This is a genomic window from Kibdelosporangium banguiense, from assembly GCF_017876405.1.
GTDB classification, from domain to species: domain Bacteria; phylum Actinomycetota; class Actinomycetes; order Mycobacteriales; family Pseudonocardiaceae; genus Kibdelosporangium; species Kibdelosporangium banguiense.
This window is the reverse complement of record NZ_JAGINW010000001.1, coordinates 10,205,311-10,222,770: the sequence shown is the minus strand read 5'-3', so window position 1 is coordinate 10,222,770 and position 17,460 is coordinate 10,205,311. Positions and strand designations below refer to the sequence as shown.

At 67.8% G+C, this 17,460-nt stretch carries 20 protein-coding genes; 12 read left to right on the top strand and 8 right to left on the bottom strand.

The genetic code is table 11. The features are described 5' to 3' along the window. The first annotated feature begins 7 nt into the window (after window positions 1-7). The 3 genes from JOF56_RS46090 to JOF56_RS46080 are packed head-to-tail and all read left to right on the top strand — an operon-like array spanning window position 8 to window position 2,393. The gene (locus JOF56_RS46090) at window positions 8-790 is read left to right on the top strand and encodes an HpcH/HpaI aldolase family protein (protein ID WP_209645834.1); all 783 of its coding nucleotides are present in this window, start codon (window positions 8-10) and stop codon (window positions 788-790) included. Next, window positions 787-1,737 carry a cyclase family protein gene (locus JOF56_RS46085; RefSeq protein WP_209645833.1) on the top strand — a complete coding sequence of 317 codons (951 nt, stop codon included), beginning with the start codon at window positions 787-789 and terminating at the stop codon, window positions 1,735-1,737. The genes JOF56_RS46090 and JOF56_RS46085 overlap by 4 nt, the downstream gene beginning before the upstream one ends. After that, complete coding sequence (locus tag JOF56_RS46080; protein ID WP_209645832.1) at window positions 1,737-2,393, top strand: alpha/beta hydrolase; 657 nt, start codon at window positions 1,737-1,739, stop codon at window positions 2,391-2,393. Before JOF56_RS46085 ends, JOF56_RS46080 begins: the two co-directional genes overlap by 1 nt. A gap of 1 nt (window position 2,394) precedes the next feature. On the opposite strand, the gene JOF56_RS46075 is transcribed toward JOF56_RS46080, so the two are convergent. Next, a complete protein-coding gene (locus JOF56_RS46075) occupies window positions 2,395-3,042 on the bottom strand; it encodes a response regulator transcription factor (RefSeq protein ID WP_209645831.1) in 648 nt (215 codons plus the stop codon). Window positions 3,043-3,126: 84 nt separating this feature from the next. Between JOF56_RS46075 and JOF56_RS46070 the strand changes: the two genes are divergently transcribed. Beyond that, window positions 3,127-4,383: a sensor histidine kinase gene (locus JOF56_RS46070; RefSeq protein WP_209645830.1), complete on the top strand. Its 1,257-nt coding sequence runs from the start codon at window positions 3,127-3,129 to the stop codon at window positions 4,381-4,383. A 24-nt stretch (window positions 4,384-4,407) separates the two neighbouring features. Here JOF56_RS46070 and JOF56_RS46065 read toward each other — a convergent pair whose 3' ends face one another. Further along, on the bottom strand, window positions 4,408-5,331 hold the full coding sequence (locus JOF56_RS46065; protein ID WP_209645829.1) for a TIGR03564 family F420-dependent LLM class oxidoreductase: 924 nt from the start codon (window positions 5,329-5,331) through the stop codon (window positions 4,408-4,410). A gap of 102 nt (window positions 5,332-5,433) precedes the next feature. Between JOF56_RS46065 and JOF56_RS46060 the strand changes: the two genes are divergently transcribed. Continuing rightward, window positions 5,434-6,099 carry a TetR/AcrR family transcriptional regulator gene (locus JOF56_RS46060; RefSeq protein WP_209645828.1) on the top strand — a complete coding sequence of 222 codons (666 nt, stop codon included), beginning with the start codon at window positions 5,434-5,436 and terminating at the stop codon, window positions 6,097-6,099. A gap of 62 nt (window positions 6,100-6,161) precedes the next feature. Here the strand turns inward: JOF56_RS46060 and JOF56_RS46055 are convergent, their stop codons facing one another. Next, window positions 6,162-6,815 carry a TetR/AcrR family transcriptional regulator gene (locus tag JOF56_RS46055; RefSeq protein WP_209645827.1) on the bottom strand — a complete coding sequence of 218 codons (654 nt, stop codon included), beginning with the start codon at window positions 6,813-6,815 and terminating at the stop codon, window positions 6,162-6,164. A gap of 141 nt (window positions 6,816-6,956) precedes the next feature. Here JOF56_RS46055 and JOF56_RS46050 point away from each other — a divergent pair, with 141 nt between their 5' ends. Both JOF56_RS46050 and JOF56_RS46045 read left to right on the top strand, forming a co-directional pair. After that, window positions 6,957-7,727, top strand: coding sequence for an SDR family NAD(P)-dependent oxidoreductase (locus JOF56_RS46050; protein ID WP_209645826.1), 771 nt, complete (start codon window positions 6,957-6,959; stop codon window positions 7,725-7,727). 50 nt (window positions 7,728-7,777) lie between these two features. Further along, window positions 7,778-8,557: an oxidoreductase gene (locus JOF56_RS46045; RefSeq protein ID WP_209645825.1), complete on the top strand. Its 780-nt coding sequence runs from the start codon at window positions 7,778-7,780 to the stop codon at window positions 8,555-8,557. On the opposite strand, the gene JOF56_RS46040 is transcribed toward JOF56_RS46045, so the two are convergent. The 4 genes from JOF56_RS46040 to JOF56_RS46025 all read right to left on the bottom strand — a co-directional run bounded on the left by JOF56_RS46040 (window position 8,521) and on the right by JOF56_RS46025 (window position 12,386). Further along, complete coding sequence (locus JOF56_RS46040) at window positions 8,521-8,757, bottom strand: NmrA family NAD(P)-binding protein (RefSeq protein WP_209645824.1); 237 nt, start codon at window positions 8,755-8,757, stop codon at window positions 8,521-8,523. The two genes, JOF56_RS46045 and JOF56_RS46040, sit on opposite strands and share 37 nt — an antisense overlap. 69 nt (window positions 8,758-8,826) lie before the next feature. Further along, on the bottom strand, window positions 8,827-9,504 hold the full coding sequence (locus tag JOF56_RS46035; RefSeq protein WP_209645823.1) for a zinc-binding dehydrogenase: 678 nt from the start codon (window positions 9,502-9,504) through the stop codon (window positions 8,827-8,829). Beyond that, on the bottom strand, window positions 9,501-9,815 hold the full coding sequence (locus JOF56_RS46030; protein ID WP_307855565.1) for a respiratory nitrate reductase subunit gamma: 315 nt from the start codon (window positions 9,813-9,815) through the stop codon (window positions 9,501-9,503). The genes JOF56_RS46035 and JOF56_RS46030 overlap by 4 nt, the downstream gene beginning before the upstream one ends. A gap of 141 nt (window positions 9,816-9,956) precedes the next feature. Continuing rightward, window positions 9,957-12,386 carry a glycoside hydrolase family 2 TIM barrel-domain containing protein gene (locus tag JOF56_RS46025; RefSeq protein WP_209645821.1) on the bottom strand — a complete coding sequence of 810 codons (2,430 nt, stop codon included), beginning with the start codon at window positions 12,384-12,386 and terminating at the stop codon, window positions 9,957-9,959. 178 nt (window positions 12,387-12,564) lie between these two features. Between JOF56_RS46025 and JOF56_RS46020 the strand changes: the two genes are divergently transcribed. Continuing rightward, a complete protein-coding gene (locus tag JOF56_RS46020; RefSeq protein ID WP_209645820.1) occupies window positions 12,565-14,016 on the top strand; it encodes an MFS transporter in 1,452 nt (483 codons plus the stop codon). Between the two features lie 89 nt (window positions 14,017-14,105). Further along, window positions 14,106-15,104: a Gfo/Idh/MocA family protein gene (locus JOF56_RS46015; protein WP_209645819.1), complete on the top strand. Its 999-nt coding sequence runs from the start codon at window positions 14,106-14,108 to the stop codon at window positions 15,102-15,104. A gap of 37 nt (window positions 15,105-15,141) precedes the next feature. Here the strand turns inward: JOF56_RS46015 and JOF56_RS46010 are convergent, their stop codons facing one another. Beyond that, window positions 15,142-16,140 (bottom strand): LacI family DNA-binding transcriptional regulator, encoded by a 999-nt coding sequence (locus JOF56_RS46010; protein ID WP_209645818.1) that lies wholly within the window; start codon window positions 16,138-16,140, stop codon window positions 15,142-15,144. A 205-nt stretch (window positions 16,141-16,345) separates the two neighbouring features. Between JOF56_RS46010 and JOF56_RS46005 the strand changes: the two genes are divergently transcribed. The 3 genes from JOF56_RS46005 to JOF56_RS60935 are packed head-to-tail and all read left to right on the top strand — an operon-like array spanning window position 16,346 to window position 17,450. Continuing rightward, entirely contained in the window at window positions 16,346-17,017 is a 672-nt protein-coding gene (locus JOF56_RS46005; RefSeq protein ID WP_209645817.1) for an FAD-dependent oxidoreductase, read from the top strand. Beyond that, window positions 17,014-17,325: a hypothetical protein gene (locus tag JOF56_RS46000; RefSeq protein ID WP_209645816.1), complete on the top strand. Its 312-nt coding sequence runs from the start codon at window positions 17,014-17,016 to the stop codon at window positions 17,323-17,325. The genes JOF56_RS46005 and JOF56_RS46000 overlap by 4 nt, the downstream gene beginning before the upstream one ends. Then, the gene (locus tag JOF56_RS60935) at window positions 17,322-17,450 is read left to right on the top strand and encodes an RICIN domain-containing protein (RefSeq protein ID WP_209645815.1); all 129 of its coding nucleotides are present in this window, start codon (window positions 17,322-17,324) and stop codon (window positions 17,448-17,450) included. The genes JOF56_RS46000 and JOF56_RS60935 overlap by 4 nt, the downstream gene beginning before the upstream one ends. Window positions 17,451-17,460 lie beyond the last annotated feature (10 nt).

Genomic DNA, 17,460 nt, shown 5'->3' with positions numbered 1-17,460 from the left:
GAATTTCGTGCGTGTCGCACCACGAAGGATCAAAACGAAGCTGGCGGCCGGCGCCCCCGCTTTCGGCGCCTGCGTCCAGCTGCCCAGTCCGGACATCGTGGAGATCGTCGGGTACGCGGGGTTGGACTTCGCGTGGATCGACGCGGAGCACGGCAGTATGGGTGTCGGTGAGGTGAACCAGCTCGTCCGGGCGGCGGACGCGGCGGGCATCGACGCGATCGTGCGCGTCCCCGACCACAACGCGTCGTTCATCCAGAAGGTGCTCGACATGGGCGCGGCGGGCATCATCGCCCCGCACGTCCGTGACGTCGAGGTGGCACAGGCGGTCGTGGCCGCGGCGAGGTACGCGCCGGAGGGCGTGCGTGGCGCATGCCCTGCCGTGCGGGCGGTCGGCCACCTCACGATGGACTGGCCGGCCACGTTGCGGCAGATACGCGACGACGCGATCGTGATCGGTCTCATCGAAGACGCCGACGGCGTGGCGAACGTCGAGGAGATCGCGGCCGGCTCGGGCCTCGACGGGCTGATCTTCGGCCCGTACGACCTGGCCACGGAGCTGGGGCTGGACGGGGACGTCTCCGACGCTCGCGTCCGCGAGATGAACGTCCGGGTCCGCAAGGCGGCGCTGAACGCGGGCATCCAGTACCTCGCCCTGCCCGGCTTGGACGGCGCCGTGGGAGCACTGATGGCCGAGGGCGTGCGCCTGTTCAACGTGACCGCCGACCGCGGCCTGCTCTTCACGGCGTTCGAGTCCGCTCTCGCCGCCGCGCGCGAGGAGGCTTCGGCATGAGCCTCCCTTCCACGGACGACGTCATCGGGTACTTCAAGTCCCTGTCGAACTGGGGCCGCTGGGGGGACGACGACCGGCTCGGCACGCTGAACCTCATCACCGCGGAGAAGCGACGCGCTGCCGCGGCACTCATCCGGACCGGCGAAATCGTTTCGCTGTCCAGGAACATCGACCCGAACGGACCCCAGGACCCGCTCGGCGCGGGACTCGGTCAGGCGATGCGGTTCATGGGCATCGGCGAGGTCTCGAGCCACATCGGTAAGGGCGCGAGCCGCTTCGACGCCGTGACCGAGTCCGTCTTCATCTCGGCGCACGGGTCCAACACACACCTGGACGGGCTCGCCCACTACAACTGGGAAGGCCAGAACTACAACGGTTTCAGCGTCGACGAGCACGTCAACTCGATCCGTGGTTCGACCAAGCTGTCCATCCACGACGCCGGCGACGGCATCGTGACCCGCGGCGTCCTGCTCGACATCGCCGCGCTGAAGGGCGTGCCGTGGCTGGCACCGGGCACGCCGATCCTCCCGGAGGACCTGGCGGCCGCCGAGGAACGCCAGGGCGTCACCGTCGGTTCTGGTGACGTGTTGCTGGTCCACACCGGACACGTGGCACGGACCCTGAGCGAGGGCGTCGATCCCGAGCATCGCCAGCCGGGCCTGCACGCGGCCTGCCTGCCTTTCCTGCGGGAGCGGGACGTGGCCGCGCTGGGTGGCGACTGCATCCACGACGTCCAGCCGTCGGGCTTCGAGACGTTCGAGCTGTTCCGGCCGATCCATCTCGTCGGGCTGGTCGCGCTCGGGCTGTGGCTCATCGACGTCATGGAGCTCACGGAGCTGGCCGCCACGTGCGCGGCCGAGCAGCGGTGGGAGTTCTTCTTCGCGATGCTGCCCTGGCGCATGATGGGGGTCACCTCCAGCGCCACAAACCCGATTGCGCTGTTCTGATGGGCGGGATCGTGCTGGTGCACGGCGCCTGGCACGGGGCGTGGTGCTGGGACGGCGTCGTCGCCGAGTTGCGACAGCGCGGCGTGGCGGCGACAGCCGTCGAGCTGCCGCTGGCCGGCCTCGCCGCCGACGTGGCGGCTGCGAGAGCCGCGATCCAGGCCGCCGGCCCGGCGAGCGTGGTCGTGGCGCACTCGTATGGCGGCTTGGTGGTCTCGTACGCGGCCGCCGGACTGTCCACTGTGTCCCGGCTCGTGTACCTCGCCGCCTACCTCACCGAGCCGGACGAGGACGTGTCCGCGCTGATGAGCGGGAAGCTCACGGAGTCCCTCGTCTTCCGTGACGGCGAGGTCAGCGTCGACCCGGCGGCGGCCGCCGGGTTGTTCTACGGCGACGCTGCTCCCGGCACGGCCGCGGAGCTGGCCGGCCGCCTGCGCCCGATGACGATCGGCGTGGCGGTGCCTCCGGTGGTCACTCCGGCCTGGCGATCGATCCCGACGACCTATGTGGTCTGCACCAACGACCAGGCCATCCCGGCCGGCTCGCAACGCAGGATGGCGGCACGCGCCGAAACCGTCGTCGAATGGCCGACCGACCACAGCCCGTTCGTCACTCGCCCGCGAGTCGTCGCCGATCTGGTAGCCGGCCACCCGACCTGAGCTACCCCGTCGGTGCGTCCGCGTCGAAACCGTTGGTGTGGGCCCACAGCGCGAGCTGGATCCGGGACCGCATGCCGAACTTCGTGAGCAGGTGGCTGATGTGCGTCCGGGTCGTCCGTTCACTGAGGACGAGCACGTCCGCGATGTCCTGACTGGACAGACCGCGGGCGACGAGCCGCAGGACCTCCCGCTCCCGCCGGGTGAGGCCGTCGACGGGCGTGGACTTCTCCGCCGCCGACAGGGCGGCGGACACGCGCTGGTCGAGATACAGCCGGCCGTCGAACACCGCCCGCACGGCCTCGACGACGGTCTCCGGAGGGGCATCCTTGAGCAGATACCCCGAGACCCCGAGTTCGAGCGCCGGGCGAACGTAGCGCAGGTCGCCGAAACTGCTCAGGACCAGGATCCGGAGGTCAGGGAACCGCTTGCGCAGCTCACGCGAGGCGCTGATCCCGTCGCACACCGGCATGACGAGATCCATCAGCACGACGTCCGCCGGCGGTCGCGGCGATGGCAGGAACTCGTCGAGCGCGACGCGCCCGTTCGGCGCGTCTCCCACGACTTCGATGCCGGGAACGATTTCGAGCACAGACAGCAGGCCGCGCCGCACGATCTCGTGGTCGTCGATCACGTACACGCGCACCGGCATGGGCGTTCCTCCTGGTCACGAACATCATAGGTGGGCACGCGCACATCTGGAAGGTCCTCTCTGGACGGTGCATACTGGTCAGTCGTGGACCCGACTCCGGCAGACGGCCTGGTGCTCGAGTCGTCGCCGGGACCGGGCGACGACCACCGCCGCGCTCTCGCCATCCGGTTTCTCGAACTCGCCCGGAACGGAAACCTGGACGCGGTCGTCAAGGAGATGACCCGCGACATCGCGAGCCTTACCGGAATCCAGGGGCCGACGGTGGTGCTCATCGACCAGCACACCCAGGCACCGACCTTCATCGGCGGCAACTGGGTACGACCCGATGTGCTCGCGGCTCTGGAAAAGACCCGGGTCACCGGCGGATCGATGACGCTGTGGCGCGCCTACCTCGAGAACAGAATCCTCGTCGAACGCGACTGGCGTGGCCGGGTCATGACCGACCCGGGGCTCGCTCCGATGCGTCCCTTCGCCGCGGACCTGACCGATCTCGCCGCGATACCCCTGCCTTGGGAAGGCGGACCGATCGGCGTCATCACGGGACTGCTCGCCCGCGACGCCCGGTTGGGACCGGACACGTTCGCCCGCTGGTGGGAGATCGCCTTCGAGGCCGCGCTGGCGCTGCGGTACTCCGCGGCGATCCGCGGTGCCCGGCACGTCGGCACCGACCACGAACGCCTGCGCCTGAAGGAGGAACTCCACGACACCGTCTCGCAGCGGCTGTTCGGCCTGTCCATGCTCACGGCCAGGGCGCAGGCCGACGCCGCCGGACAGCCGGCACTGCACGCGCGGCTCACCGAACTGCGCACGCTCGTCGCCGACGCGTCGGCGGACATCCGTCTGCTGGTGGGAGAACCGGCAACGCCGACCGAGGGAGACCGGCTCTCGGCCCGGCTCGCGGCGATCGCACGAAGGTTCGGTGAGGCGAACGGCCTGCGTATCGAACTCGAGTTCGACGAGTTCTGGAACACGCTCAGCGAGGAATGCGCCGAGGACGTCGCCAGGATTGTCCGGGAGTGCCTGCGCAACGCGGCCAAACACGCGCACGCGACCACCGTGTCGGTCCGCATCGTCGCAGCGGTCGACGAACTGCTGCTGATCGAGGTCGTCGACGACGGCACCGGCTTCGATCCACGAACGGTTGGCGACGACGGCTTCGGTCTCGGCCTGATCGACAGGAGAGCCCGCGAGCGCGACGGCACATGCGAGATCCGCGCCGGCGACCCGGGCACGGCGATCCGTGTGCGGTTCGTACCCGAGTTCGAGTCGGACTGGCAGCTCGCCCGCCGTGTACTCGAAGCGGAGATCCAGCGACGGCCCGGGAAGGAAGGTGGCCGCTGACATCGCCGGCGTGTTGGCTGGTCCTCAGTTGGATCGGGCGAGTTCGGAGAGGAGGGCCAGCGTCCGGTGCTGTTCCTCGTCGGTTCCGTAGACGGCGAACATGGCGGATGTGGCGCCCAGGTCTTCCAGCCGGCGGATCTGCTCGGCGACCTGTTCCTCGTCGCCGACCACCGTCAGATCCTCCGCGCCGCCGGCCCCTTCCCGCTCGAACATCGCCTGATAGGCGGGCAGCGATTTGTAGATCGCGAACTCACGGCCCGCGACCGCGCGTGCGGTGTCGGGATCGGACGTGACACACACCGTCAGACCGGCCATGACCTCCGGGGTCGGCCGGTCGGCGGCGTCGGCGGCCTTGGTGATGGTGGGCACGACGTGGTCGGCCAGTGTTTTCGGGCCGACCATCCACAGTGTCGTGCCGTCCGCCAGCTGTCCGGTCAGCTCCAGCATCCGAGTGCCCATCGCGGCCACCAGGACCCTTGGTGGCGTGGCGCCCGGGACGGCGACCGGCGAGCGGGTGGTGTGTGCGGAGAACACCTCGCCCGTGTAGTCGATCTGGTGTCCGTGCAGGAGCGGCATCAGGATCTCCAGATACTCCCGCATCTGCCGGAGCTGCTTGGTGTAGGAGATCCCGTAGACGCCTTCGACCATGATCTGGTGTGAAACGCCGACCCCGAGGGTGAACCGCCCGCCGGTGGCGGCCTGCGCGGTGAGTGCCTGCACCGCGGTGTTCACGGGATGGCGGCTGTAGGCGGGCACGACAGAGACGCCCACGGACAGTGCGGGCGCCTCCCGGGCGGCGATCGTCAGCGCGGTCACGGAATCGACGTCCAGCCCCTGGCCGATCCACAGGTCCAGCCCGTGCCGCTCGGTCACGCGGGCGTGCTCCAGCAAGTCGTCGATCACGTTGCCGGTCTGGCCGGACAACCGAGCCTGGATACCCAAACGCATCAGAAACAGACCTCTTTCGTTCGCTGGCTGGCGGCCGCATTCCGGAAGATACTGTACCGACGGTATATTAGTAGTCAACCGGTGGGATACTAATATCGGTCCATGACCTTCCAGCGCGCACGCAGCGAGGAGCACCGCGAGATCCGGCGCCGGGCCATCCTGGACACGGCGTCGGCGATGCTGGAGGACATGCCGGTCGGCGAGATCACGCTCAACGAGCTGAGCCGCCGGGTCGGGCTGGCCAAGTCGGCCATGCGGCGCTACTTCGAGTCGCGCGAGGCGGTCCTGCTCGACCTGCTCGACGTCCAGCTGCACCGCTGGGTGGCGGAGATCTCCGTGCAACTGTCGGACGGCGATGGCGGCCGCGCCCGCGAGCGTGGCGACCGCCTGGCCGCCCTGGTCAGCCGCTCGATGCTGCGGAACTCCAGGCTGTGCGACCTGATCGCCGCCCAGCCCGGCGTGCTGGAGCACAATGTGTCCGCCGAAGGCCTGCTGCGCTTCAAAAGATCCACGCACACCAGCATCGGCATGTTCGCCGAGGCCGTTCGCCGTTACCTCCCCGAACTCGGTGAGGATTCCCGCAGTGTGTGTGCGATGACCCTGGTCGTCACCGGTGCACTGTGGACGTACGCGCACCCTTCGGCCAGTGCGCTTGCCGTGGGCGAAGCCGACCCCGCGCTGGCCGGTCTGCACCTCGACTTCGCCGCCGACCTGGAGACCACCCTGGCCCGGCTCATTACCGGCACCCTGGCCCGCCGCGCCGGCTGATCATGCGTCAGTGATCGACGATAAGAGACCATTGGTTCACTACTTGTGACCCGGCGTGAAAGCTAGGTCCGGTACCCGGAGCCGGGAACTTCACCGCCGGCCGAGACCGCGATCAGGAGCGGTTTGGTCAACCTGGTCATCTCGACGGGCGTTCGCGGACATCCTCGCTGCAACCAGTCGGTGGCCACCCCTATCAGTGCGCCGGCGACGAACGCCGCGGGCACGTCGTGCGGCATGTCCGCCGGGTCAGCCGTGTCCGATGTGGACTCAGTCGCGGCGAGATGCCGGGAGGTGTGGGCGGCCGCCGCGGTGCGCAGGCGCACGTGTTCGATGACGCGGGCGCTTCCCGTCGGTCCCAGCAGACTGCGGTAGAGACCGGCGTGCTCGGCGAAGTGTGCGAAGAAGGCCGTCAGTGGCGGGTCGGGGTCCTCCGGGGAATCGGACGGGTTCGCGTGGGCGGGGTCGAGGGCGATGACGACCCCGATCAGGTCGTCGATCATCGACGTGCTGGCGGCCTCGGCCAGTTCGTGCACGTCCCGGTAGTGGTCGTAGAACGTCGAGCGGTTGACCTCGGCCCGATCGACGACGTCGGCGACGCTGATCTGCGCCAGGTCCCGCTCCTCGACGAGGTCGATCAGGGCGCGCTGCAGGGCCGTCCGGGTGCGCCGTACGCGTCGATCGCCCGGCGGGGCGCTGCTGTTGTTCGTGGCGGTCATCCCGCTGAGCCTACCTCGATCGCCTCGGTTGGACAACGGATGGCGGTTTTCCGACGCTAGTTGGCAAACCGACATCCGTCGGCTAACGTGGGCCCGTGCCGCTCAAGGCGGTGCTCAACCACTCGGGAAACGGAGAAGGACATGCGTGGACTGCGCGGCAAGCGGATCGTCATCGCCGGGGCTACCGCCGGGATCGGGGCGGCAACGGCCGTGCGGCTCTCGGAGGAGGGTGCCTCGGTCGTCATCGGTGGCAGAAACCTCGATGCCGGGCAGGTGCTGGCCAAGCGTCTGAACGAGGCCGGCGGCAGGGCGATCGCGGTGAAGTTCGACCTGGCCGACGAGGACTCGATCAAGGCGCTCGTCGACACGGCCGCCACCGAACTCGGCGGGATCGACGGGCTGTTCAACGTCGGTGCCGAACTCTCGGCCCAGCACCTGGCCAGGGACAAGAACCTGCTGGACATGGATGTGGCCGTGTGGCGGCGCACCTTCGAGGTGAACCTGTTCGGTTACGCCATCGCCATCCGTGAGGTCATCCCGCACCTCCTGGCGCAGGGCAGCGGTGCCATCCTCAACACCTCGGCGGGCGCGGCCTGGATCGGTGAGGCCGAGCGCCCGGCCTACGGGGCGTCCAAGGCCGCCATCAACTCGCTGGCCAGGCACGTCGCTTCTGCCTGGGGCAAGCAGGGCATCCGCGCCAACACCCTCGGCGTCGGCGTGACCATGACCGAGATCGCGCAGGAGCAGATCGGCGAGGAGTGGCAGGCCAGGATTCTCGCCACGATGCGCAGTCCGCGGCTGGGCAAGCCGGCCGATGTGGCCGCTGCCGCCGCCTTCCTGCTGTCCGACGACGCGGAGTGGGTCAACGGGCAGGCCTGGGCGGTCGACGGCGGCCTGACCATCCGCGACTGAATCGCCCCATCCGCCATCCGAATACCTACCGCTCGAGAACCGGAGTTGCTGTGAACCTCAACCTGACCAACAAGACCGCCGTCGTCACCGGTGCCAGCCGGGGCATCGGGCTGGCGACCGTCCGGACCCTGATCGCCGAAGGCGTCCGCGTCGTCGGTGCCGCCCGCACCGTCACACCGGAACTGAAGGAAACCGGCGCCCATGCGGTGGCGGCGGACCTGAGCACCGCGAACGGAGTTTCCGCTCTCATCGACAGCGCTCTCGCCGAGCTGGGCGGCATCGACCTGCTGGTGAACAACGTCGGCGGCGGGGACGGGGCCACCGTCGGCTTCCTCGACGTCACTGACGCCGAGTGGGCCAGTGCGTTCGGCATGAACGTGCTCAGCACGGTCCGTGCCACGCGGGCCGCTCTGCCCAGCCTGATCGAGCGCCGGGGAGCGGTCGTCAACATCTCGTCGATCATGGCCCTGATGCCCGGAGGCTTCCCGCCTGCGATGAGTTCGGTCAAGGCGGCGCTCACTACGCTGGGCAAGTCCCTGTCCGAGGAATTCGGTCCCCGGGGCGTGCGCGTGAACACCATTTCGCCCGGCCTGGTCAACACCTCCGTGTACTCGAACCCCGACGGCGCGGTCGCTCAGTGGGCCGCCGCGTCGGGCATGAGCCTGGCCGACTTCCGTCAGCAGATGGTGACGGGCCAGAACGTCACGACCGGCCGCATGACCGAACCCGAGGAGGTGGCGGCCCTGATCGCGTTCCTGCTGTCCGATGTGGCCGGAAACATCACCGGCGTCGACTACGTCATCGACGGCGGCACGATCAAGACTGTCTGAAAGCGAAACGCGGCCGGCGACGCACCGGCATCCGCGGAGAGTTCTCCCTCCACGACCTGGGTGCCGCGGCGTTCCAGGTCGGCGACCTTGTCGCGGCTGCCGGGCCGCACCAGCACCAGCAGCCGCGTGTCCGGCCGGGTGAGTACCTCCTCGGCGATGGTCTTGCCCAGCGCTCCGCCGCCGCCAACCAGAGCGATCACTTTCGAGTCGATGATTTCTTCCATTTTTGAAGGGATTACCGCTGTTTCCGCCTGATGCGGGCGGCCTGTTCAGATCTTGATGACGATCTTGCCCCGGGCGTGGCCGGCCTCGATCCGGGCGTGGACCTCGGCGACCTGGTCGAGGCGGTAAGTGGCCGCGACGTGCGGGACGTACGTCCCGGCGGCGCCCAGGGCGGCGGCCTTGACCAGGGTTGGTGTGATCTCGTCGGGGGTCCCCGACATCGAGAAGCGAGCACCGTGTTCCGGGGCCGTGGTGTCGGCAATGCTGACGACGGCGTCAGCACTGGGCGCAATCTTTACCAGATCCGGCAGGTTGGCGCCGGCCACGTCGAAGACGGCGTCCACGCCGGCGGGGGCGAGTGCGCGCACCCGGTCCGCCAGACCGGGGCCGTAGGTCGTCGGGATGACGCCGAGTGAGCGCAGGTATTCGTGGTTGGCCTCGCTGGCGGTGCCGATCACAGTAGCCCCGCGGCCGACCGCGATCTGGACGACGGCGTCGCCGACTCCGCCTGCGGCGCCGTCGATCAGCAGCGTGCTGTCCGCTCCGACGCCCAACTGGTCCAGCACGCGGATCGCGGTCTCCGCCACCACGCCCGCGGCCGCGGCCTGTTCGACCGTCCACGCGTCCGGCTTCGGCGACCACGAGCTGAGCACTGCGTACTCGGCCATGGTCCCGGTGACCGGAGACAGCCCGAACACCTGGTCGCCGACGGCGACGCCGGTCACGCCGTCACCGACCTCGTCGACGATTCCGGCACCACGATTCCGTGGACCGAGCCGAATCCGCCGGCCCAGCGGTATTCGGCGAGATCGCCGAGGTGTGGTGTTTCCGGAGCAGTCACTTTCGGGGGAGCGCGGGTTTCCGGCTGGACCGGTGCCCACCCTCGGGCCGGGCGCACCAGCCGGGTGAACGGCCACAGGGTGAACAGCGCCATCCCGATGAGCACGTGCAGGTGGAATGCGAGCCCAGCGTGGCCCATCGCCTCGACGTCCGGTGACGAAGTGCGGCTGGAGTACCAGAGCGTCCCATGAGACACCGTTGCTGACCGTCCAGCCCGACGCGGCCTGCCTCCGTTGCATAGGAGCACGCCTGCGCACTCGCGAGCGCGAGGCATTGCCACCTGGGCTGGAACCCGCAGGGGAGCGGGCCGGCGTCGCGTTCCCCTGCCGACCCGGCGCTACTGCGCTGTGAGCTCGGTCTTTGCCGCCGGCATGCCGTCGGTTCTGACCGTCACGGTGATGGTGCCTTCTCCTGTGGTGCGCACAACGGCGAGTGCCGTTCCGTCGAACGTGGTGTGCCTTTCGTCCTGAAAGCTCTCATCCGACACGGGGTTGGCGCTGCCTAGGGCGATGAGCTCTGCGGGGCCATCGACCTCAACTGTGACGGCCGCCCGTGCGCAGGCTACGGCCAGGCCGTCGGCGTCCACGAGTTCGATGGTCACGAATCCGAGACCGCCTGCGGCACTGATTGCGGGCTCGTCGACCTTGAGCGCGAGTCCGGTGAATTCTCCCGCCGATCGCAGCGTGCTGCGGCCGACTTCCTGGCCACCCTGGTAGGCGACTGCCACCAGCTGGCCCGGCGTGTAGCTCGTCTCGAACTCCGATCGGAATCGATTGGCTTCACCGGCGGGAACGCGTCCCAGGCTCTGCCCGTTGAGCAGCAGCTCGACCTCCTCGGCATCGCTGTACACCTCGACCGTGATGGGGGCGCCTTCGAAGCCGTGCCACGTCCAGCTGCCGATGCTGTCACTCCAGGTCCACGGCCCCGCCAGCTGAGTCTTCCCGTGGTGCTCCGGGCGCTGGACGGCGATGTACGGGGCGGACTGGAGGCCGAAGACGATCTCGCGGTAGAAGGAAGCCGGTCGGCGACTGCCGGTGATGTCGAGGTCTCCGCACCAGGCGGCGATCCAGGGGAACGGCCCGCTGTGGGTGGGCTGCGGCGGGGTGTCTTCGCCGGCGTACTGCATCCGGCCGAGGCCGACCTCGCCGAGGTAGTCCCAGCCGGTCCAGGTGAAGTCCCCGAAGACATGCGGGTTGTTCTTGATGATGCGCCAGTTGTGGTCGATGCGAGTCGGGAAGGTCTCGGTCCCGATGATCAAGCGGTTGGGGAACCGCTCGTGATCGGACTCGTATCGGGCATCCAGGTAGTTCATGCCCGCGATGTCCAGGAGGCCAAAGGATTCCTCAGTGCGGTCGGTGACCAATGGTGAGGAGCCGATCTGGTTCATGAACTCGCCGGGGCCGGACATGAGGGTGTTGATGCCGGTGCCCTCATCGACGTTCTGACTGCGCTCTGCCGCCATCTTGATGATGTCATCCATCACGGCGAGCATCCCGTTGATCGCGTTGGTCACATAGCGCGTCGGGTCCAGCTCGCGCACCTTCTCTGCCAGGGCACGGCCGGTGGCCGCCCCCGCAGGGGAGCCGACCTCGGGGATCTCGTTGCCGATGGAGTAGAGGATGACGCTGGGGTGGTTGAAGTCTTTGGCTACGAGTGCACTCACGTCGCGCTCCCACCACTCTGCGAAGTGCAGCGAGTAGTCGTAGCCGCCCTTGCCGGAGGTCCACACGTCGAACGTTTCGTCCATGACGTACATGCCGTAGCGGTCGCAGGCGTCCAGCGCCGCTTTGCTCAGCGGGTTGTGCGCCGAGCGGATCGCGTTGAAGCCGGCCTCTTTCAGCAGGCGTACCCGCCGGTACTCGGCATCGGCGAAGGTCGCGGCGCCGAGGATGCCGTTGTCGTGGTGGATGCTCGCGCCGCGCAGTTTGACGCTAGCGCCGTTCACTCGCAGGCCGTGGTGAGGGTCGAGTTGAAGTCGGCGAATCCCGAAGTTCGTCGCCGCCTCGTCCAGCGTGTCTTCGTCGGCGAGCAGCTGCACGCGGGCGTGATACAAGGTCGGACTCTCGGCGCTCCACAGCGAGGGCGAGGTGACGTAAAGGCGATGGCGCGCGACGGCGCTGGAGCCCGGGTAGAGACTGACAGGAGTAGTGCCGCGCGCGACGGTCTCGCCGTCGGGCGAAGTGAGGGTGACCGTTGCCCGCACGGTGCGCAGGCGGCTGCCATGGTGCTCGATCGTGGTCGCCACCTCGACAAGCGCACCCTCCTCGTCGATCTCGCTGGCCGTTACGCGAAGACCGTCCAGAGCGATGTGGGTGTGCCCGGACGTCCACAGCCAAACGTCGCGGTAGATCCCGGCCCCGGTGTACCAGCGTGAGTCGTCGTGGGTGCGGACCTCCACGGAGACTTGGTTCGTGCCGGGGACCACATGCGCGCTGGCGTCGATGTAAAAGCCGGAGTAGCCATAGGGGTGCTGGCCGGCCAAAGCACCGTTGACGTAGACCATCGCATCCCGGTAGACGCCCTCGAACTCCAGCACGACGTGTTCGGGCAGATCGCCCTCGGGCAGCTCGAAGGTCTTGCGATACTGATACACGCCATCGGGGAAGAACGCCTGGGCCTGCGGCGCCTGCGGGCTGCGCTCACGCGTCAGCATCGCGTCATGTGGGACGACCACATCGCGATAGGCGGAAACGCTTCCGCCCAGCTCGGCGAAGGGGTTCACCTTCTCTCGGAATTGCCATCCATCCACGAATGCGGTGCGCTTCATTTCAAGATCCTTTGCTGGGGTACGTCGAACCTCTCGACGGGCCGTCCCGGGCAGCGACACCGTTCAAGGTATCACGCGATACCAATACTGTTGACACGTGATACCAGCCCATCGCACACTTAGGTATCGCGCGGTACCACCTGGCTGCGCCTTCCGCTCCAGGACGGAGCTCTCAACGATGAGCGCACAAGACGCCAAGCAGGCGGCAATTCCCGAGACTGTGCCTACGCTCCCCTCTCGCCCGGCTGACCAGGCCGAGGAGAACTTCCCGAAGATTTCGCTTCGCGAGAAACTTTCCTACTCGGTCGGAGACATCGGCTCGAACGTCGTCTACGCCCCGGCGACGACATTCGTGCTGTTCTACCTGACCAACATCGCAGGCATCGGCGCCGCTGTGGCCGGAACCATTCTGCTCGTCGGTCAGCTGCTCAACGGCGTCACGGATCTCCTCGTCGGCGTGTTCATCGACAAGACCAAGACCCGCTGGGGCAAGACCCGACCCTGGATTCTGGTGACCGCGATTCCGATGGGCCTGAGCCTGGTCCTGCTGTTCTCGGTGCCCTCCGGCTTCTCCGAGACCGGCAAGATCGCCTGGGCGTTCATCATGTACGCGCTCCTGATGGCCGTTTTCTTCACCGCCTCCAACATCGCCTACAGCGCGCTGCTGGCGGTGCTGACCCCGAGCCCGAAGACGCGCGTGACTCTCACGACGTTCCGTTTCTTCATGGCTCTTCTGACGACCCTCATCGTCAGCTCGATCACGCTGCCTCTGATCCAGACGCTGGGGAATGATCAGCACGCTTGGACCAGCCTGACGAGCATCTACGGCATCATCGCGGCGGTGACCCTGCTCATCGTCTTCTTCGGCACCAAGGAGCGCGTCGTCACGGCCGCCACCGCCGCGGACGCCGAGCCCGAGCAGCCGCTCGGCACGCGACTGAAGAACCTGTTCCACAACCGCTACTTCGTCCTGGCGGGGCTCCTCTTCATCGCCTTCTATCTCCTCAGCGGCCTCGCACAGGGCTCGGGCGTCTACTACGCCACCAACATTCTCGGCGACGCCTCGCTGTTCTCCATCCTCAGCATCGCAACCATCTTGCCGAGTCTCATCGGCATCTCCTTCATGCCGGCGATCATGGGCCGCTACGGCAAGCGCCCGATCTTCCTGATCGGCCTCGGAATCATGCTGATCGGCTCGCTCCTGCCGTTGTTCGGCCCGCACAGCTTCGAGCTGATCCTCATCTCCCAGCTCATCCGCGGCGTCGGCCAGATCCCCCTCACCGCCGGCTTGTTCGCGATCGTGGCCGATGTTGTCGACTACAGCGAATGGAAGCATGGTGTGCGCTCCGACGGCCTGATCTACAGCGCCGCGATCTTCGGACAGAAGGTCGGTGGCGGTTTTGGCGCCGCCGCAGTCGGCTGGCTGCTGTCGTGGGGTGCGTACGACGCCAAGGTCGTGCACCAGAGCGCAGCCGCGAACCAGGCGATCTTCGGCGCATACATTTATCTCCCGATCGCGCTGATCGTCGTCGTCGGCATCATCGTGTACTTCTTCAGGATCGAGCAGTACACACCACAGGTCCAGGCCTTCCTTCGCAAGAAGCGCGAGCAGACTCAGGCGGCGTCCTAAGGGCTGAAACCCGGCGTTGCAAGCGCTTCCCTGCGAGGACGCTTGCAACGCCGTCCGATCTAACGTTGCTGGAACCGGAGGACGTGTCCATGCCCAATCAGGTTCGTTGGGCGATCATCGGAACAGGCGATGTGTCGGCGATGATCGCGCCCGACTTCGCGTTGGCCCGCAACGCCACCGTGACCGCGGTTTGCTCCCGAGCCCTCGACACGGCCGAGACTTTCGCCGATCGCTTTGCGATCCCGCGGCGCTACGACAACCTCGGGCTGCTGCTGGACGACGCCGAGATTGATGCGGTCTACATCGCCACACCCCACGGCACGCATCACAGTCTGGCCATGACAGCCCTCGCCGCCGGCAAGCACGTCATGGTGGAAAAGCCGATGGCGACCAGCTCCGCCCAGGTGCGGGATATCCTCGGCTACGCACGCGGTCGGGGCCTGCTCGCCATGCAAGCAATGTGGTCGGATTTCAGCCCCATGGCCGCGCTGCTCAAACAGTTGCTGGACAGCGACGCTATCGGCGCTGTCACGAGTGTCCAGGCGAGCTTTGGCTTACCGTTTCCCCGTAGTACGGGGAGCCGCTGGAATGCGGCGCTGGGCGGTAGCACTCTGCTGGATCAGGGGATCTATCCGGTGGCGCTGGCGCTCTCCGTTCTCGGACGTCCTGACCACATCCGTGCCCGCGGCCGCGTCACCGCGAACGGGATCGACCTGGCCGAGCACATCACCTTCGAATATAAGGACGGTCGCTACGCCCAGCTCGCAGCGTCGATGGTCGACTTCGTAGAGCCGAGCGCGACGATCAACGGCACCACGGGATGGGTCTCTCTTCCTGCGCCGTTCTGGGTCGCCGACCGGCTCGAACTGCGCAGCGGCGGGTTTCCGCAGGCCTTGATGAACAGTCGGCCGCGATCGGTGACTGTGGAAGGCCACGGATTCGTCCCCATGATCCGCGCCGCGAGCGAGGCCATCCTGGAGCAGAGAACGGAGCACCCGCTGCACGACGCGGCCCGGACCCTGGCGGTGTTCGCCGCCCTCGACGAGATTCGCTCCCAGCTGCCCCCGGGCACGGCCGTCCTCGGCTAGGCAGCCGGCGGCGCCCAGGCACTGCCGGCTGGCCGGCTCACGTTGTTCCGCCGGGAACCAGGGTGGCGGCGCCCTCAACCGACTGAGGAATCCAAGGAACATCCGTGACGCGCGAGGTCATCTCCCCGATGGTTTGCTCAACTTCGCGAGCCACGTCCACGGCCACAGTTGTCAGCGGAGGATCGAGCAGCTGACCCAGCGGAGTGTGGTCGACCCCGACGATGGAGACATCTTCCGGAACGCGGAGCCCCATTTTCCTGCAAGCGGCAAGGACCGCAGTGGCAACGTCATCGTTGTAGCAGGCGACACCGACCGGAAGCGTCCCGAACAGTGGGCGTAAGGTCTGTGCCGCCTCGTCAACGGACAGCTGGATCGTCACGCCCGAGGGAGCAGGCAGCCCGCGCTTCTGGCACGCAAGAGTCACCCCAGCCTGCCGGTTCAGATCGATCTGCGCTCGATCGCGCTCGTCGTCGAGGCCGACATAGACGATCTGGCGTGGTCCCGACGCGAGCAATGCGCTCACCTGAACCTCGCCGATCCGCTGGTCCAGCAACGGTCCTTTCCCGTGCTGGGCGGTTTGAGTGCTCGGCACCACCAGCACGTCCGCCCGCTCCATCGCTTCCCGGTCCTCTCCGGTGAGACCGCCGAAGTCCAGAACGGCCAACGGGCGAAGGTACAGAATCGCCTCCAGGGTTGACTTCGAGTCTCGTCCGGCGAATCGAATCAGGACGCTGGCTCCCAGTTGCTTGACATGATCGGCCACGTAGTCCAGGGCTTCCTGCATCCGGAATCCGATGGTGATGTTCGGAAGGACGACGATCACGGTGTCGGTTCGGCCGTTGACCAGTGCCCGGCCGGCAATCGAGGGCGTGTAGCCCAGCTCGCGCGCCGCTGCGTGGACCCTCAAGCGGGTTTCTTCGGGAAACTTGGCGACTCGGCCGTTGAGAATATGGCTGACGGTGGCACGCGAGACGCCTGCTGCGCGCGCCACATCCACCGTCGTCGCGCGCCCGCCAACGTCTTCGGGCTCAGTCATAGGGCAAGCGTATAGCGCCTCGGTGGCCTGCAGCCGCACACGCAGGATGGCGGGCGTGGCCTGGACGAGCTGTAATCAGGAAATGGCTCGGCATGCTGATCCGGCAACATACCTTGGGAGGGATAGCGGCCGCAGCATCGGGCCGAGCCGACCTGGTGGACAAGCGACGCGGTCCACTCCCCTCCGCAACTGGCCCGGCGCGAGCATGTGCATCGACGGCATCTACCAGTCGGGCGCCGCCTACTGCATCCACAATCCGTCGACCGGGCGGGAACTCGAGCTGCCCCACCAGGTCGCCCGGGCCGAGACGCCGCAGAGGGTCGCGGTTGTCGGCGCGGGCCCGGCCGGCCTGGAAGCCGCTCGGGTCCTCGCCGAGCGAGGTCATGACGTCCAGCTCTTCGAAGCCGCCGACAAGGTCGGTGGCCAGCTGCTCCTCGCCTCGCTGGCCCCGCGCCGCCGCGACCTGCGCGGCATCATCGACTGGCGCGCCGACGAACTCGCCCGCCTGGGTGTGCCGATTTCGCTGAACACCTACGTCGAGGCGCTCCCGGCGCAGTCCTGGGACGTGGTCATCGTGGCGACCGGCGGCACCCCGGCCGCCCTGCGGATTCCCGGAGCCGATCTCGTCCTCGACACCTGGGACGTGCTCTCCGGCGCGCGCCGGCCAAGCGGCCGGATCATGGTCTACGACGACCACGGCGGCACCCAGGCGCTCGACGCAGTCGAAGCCCTGGTCGCCAACGGCGCGACGGTCGAACTGGTCACGCCGGAGCGCGGGATCTCGCCCGACGTAGGCGGAATCACGGCCGCGGGGTACTTCCACGAGCTGGCGAGCACGGCGACACCGTCACGATCCTCCGCCGGCTGCGCGCGGTGACACGGTCCGGCGGCGGAGTCCAGGTGGAACTCGGCATCGACGGCTTCGACTTCCGCGAGCGCCGGACCTTCGACGCCGTCGTGGCGGAGATGGGGACGGCGCCGGTCACCGAGCTCTACGACGAACTCGTTGCGGCGTCGACAAACCACGGGGCCGTCGATCTGGCCGCACTGCTGGCCGGGCGCCCGCAGGATGTGGTTCGCAACGAAGCGGGGTCGTTCCGGCTCTACCGCGTCGGCGACGCGGTGAGCAGCCGCAACGTCCACGCCGCGATCCTCGACGCAGCTCGGCTTTGCCGCGCCGTATGAACCCGATCCGGTCTGTCCACTCCAGACTCTGCCGGGACCTTTCCGGCGGTGGCACCCCCAACGGCACACGGTTGATCCTGTGGACCTGTCAAGGCAACGCGAATCAGCGGTGGACCAGGTCCTGATGATGAGCCG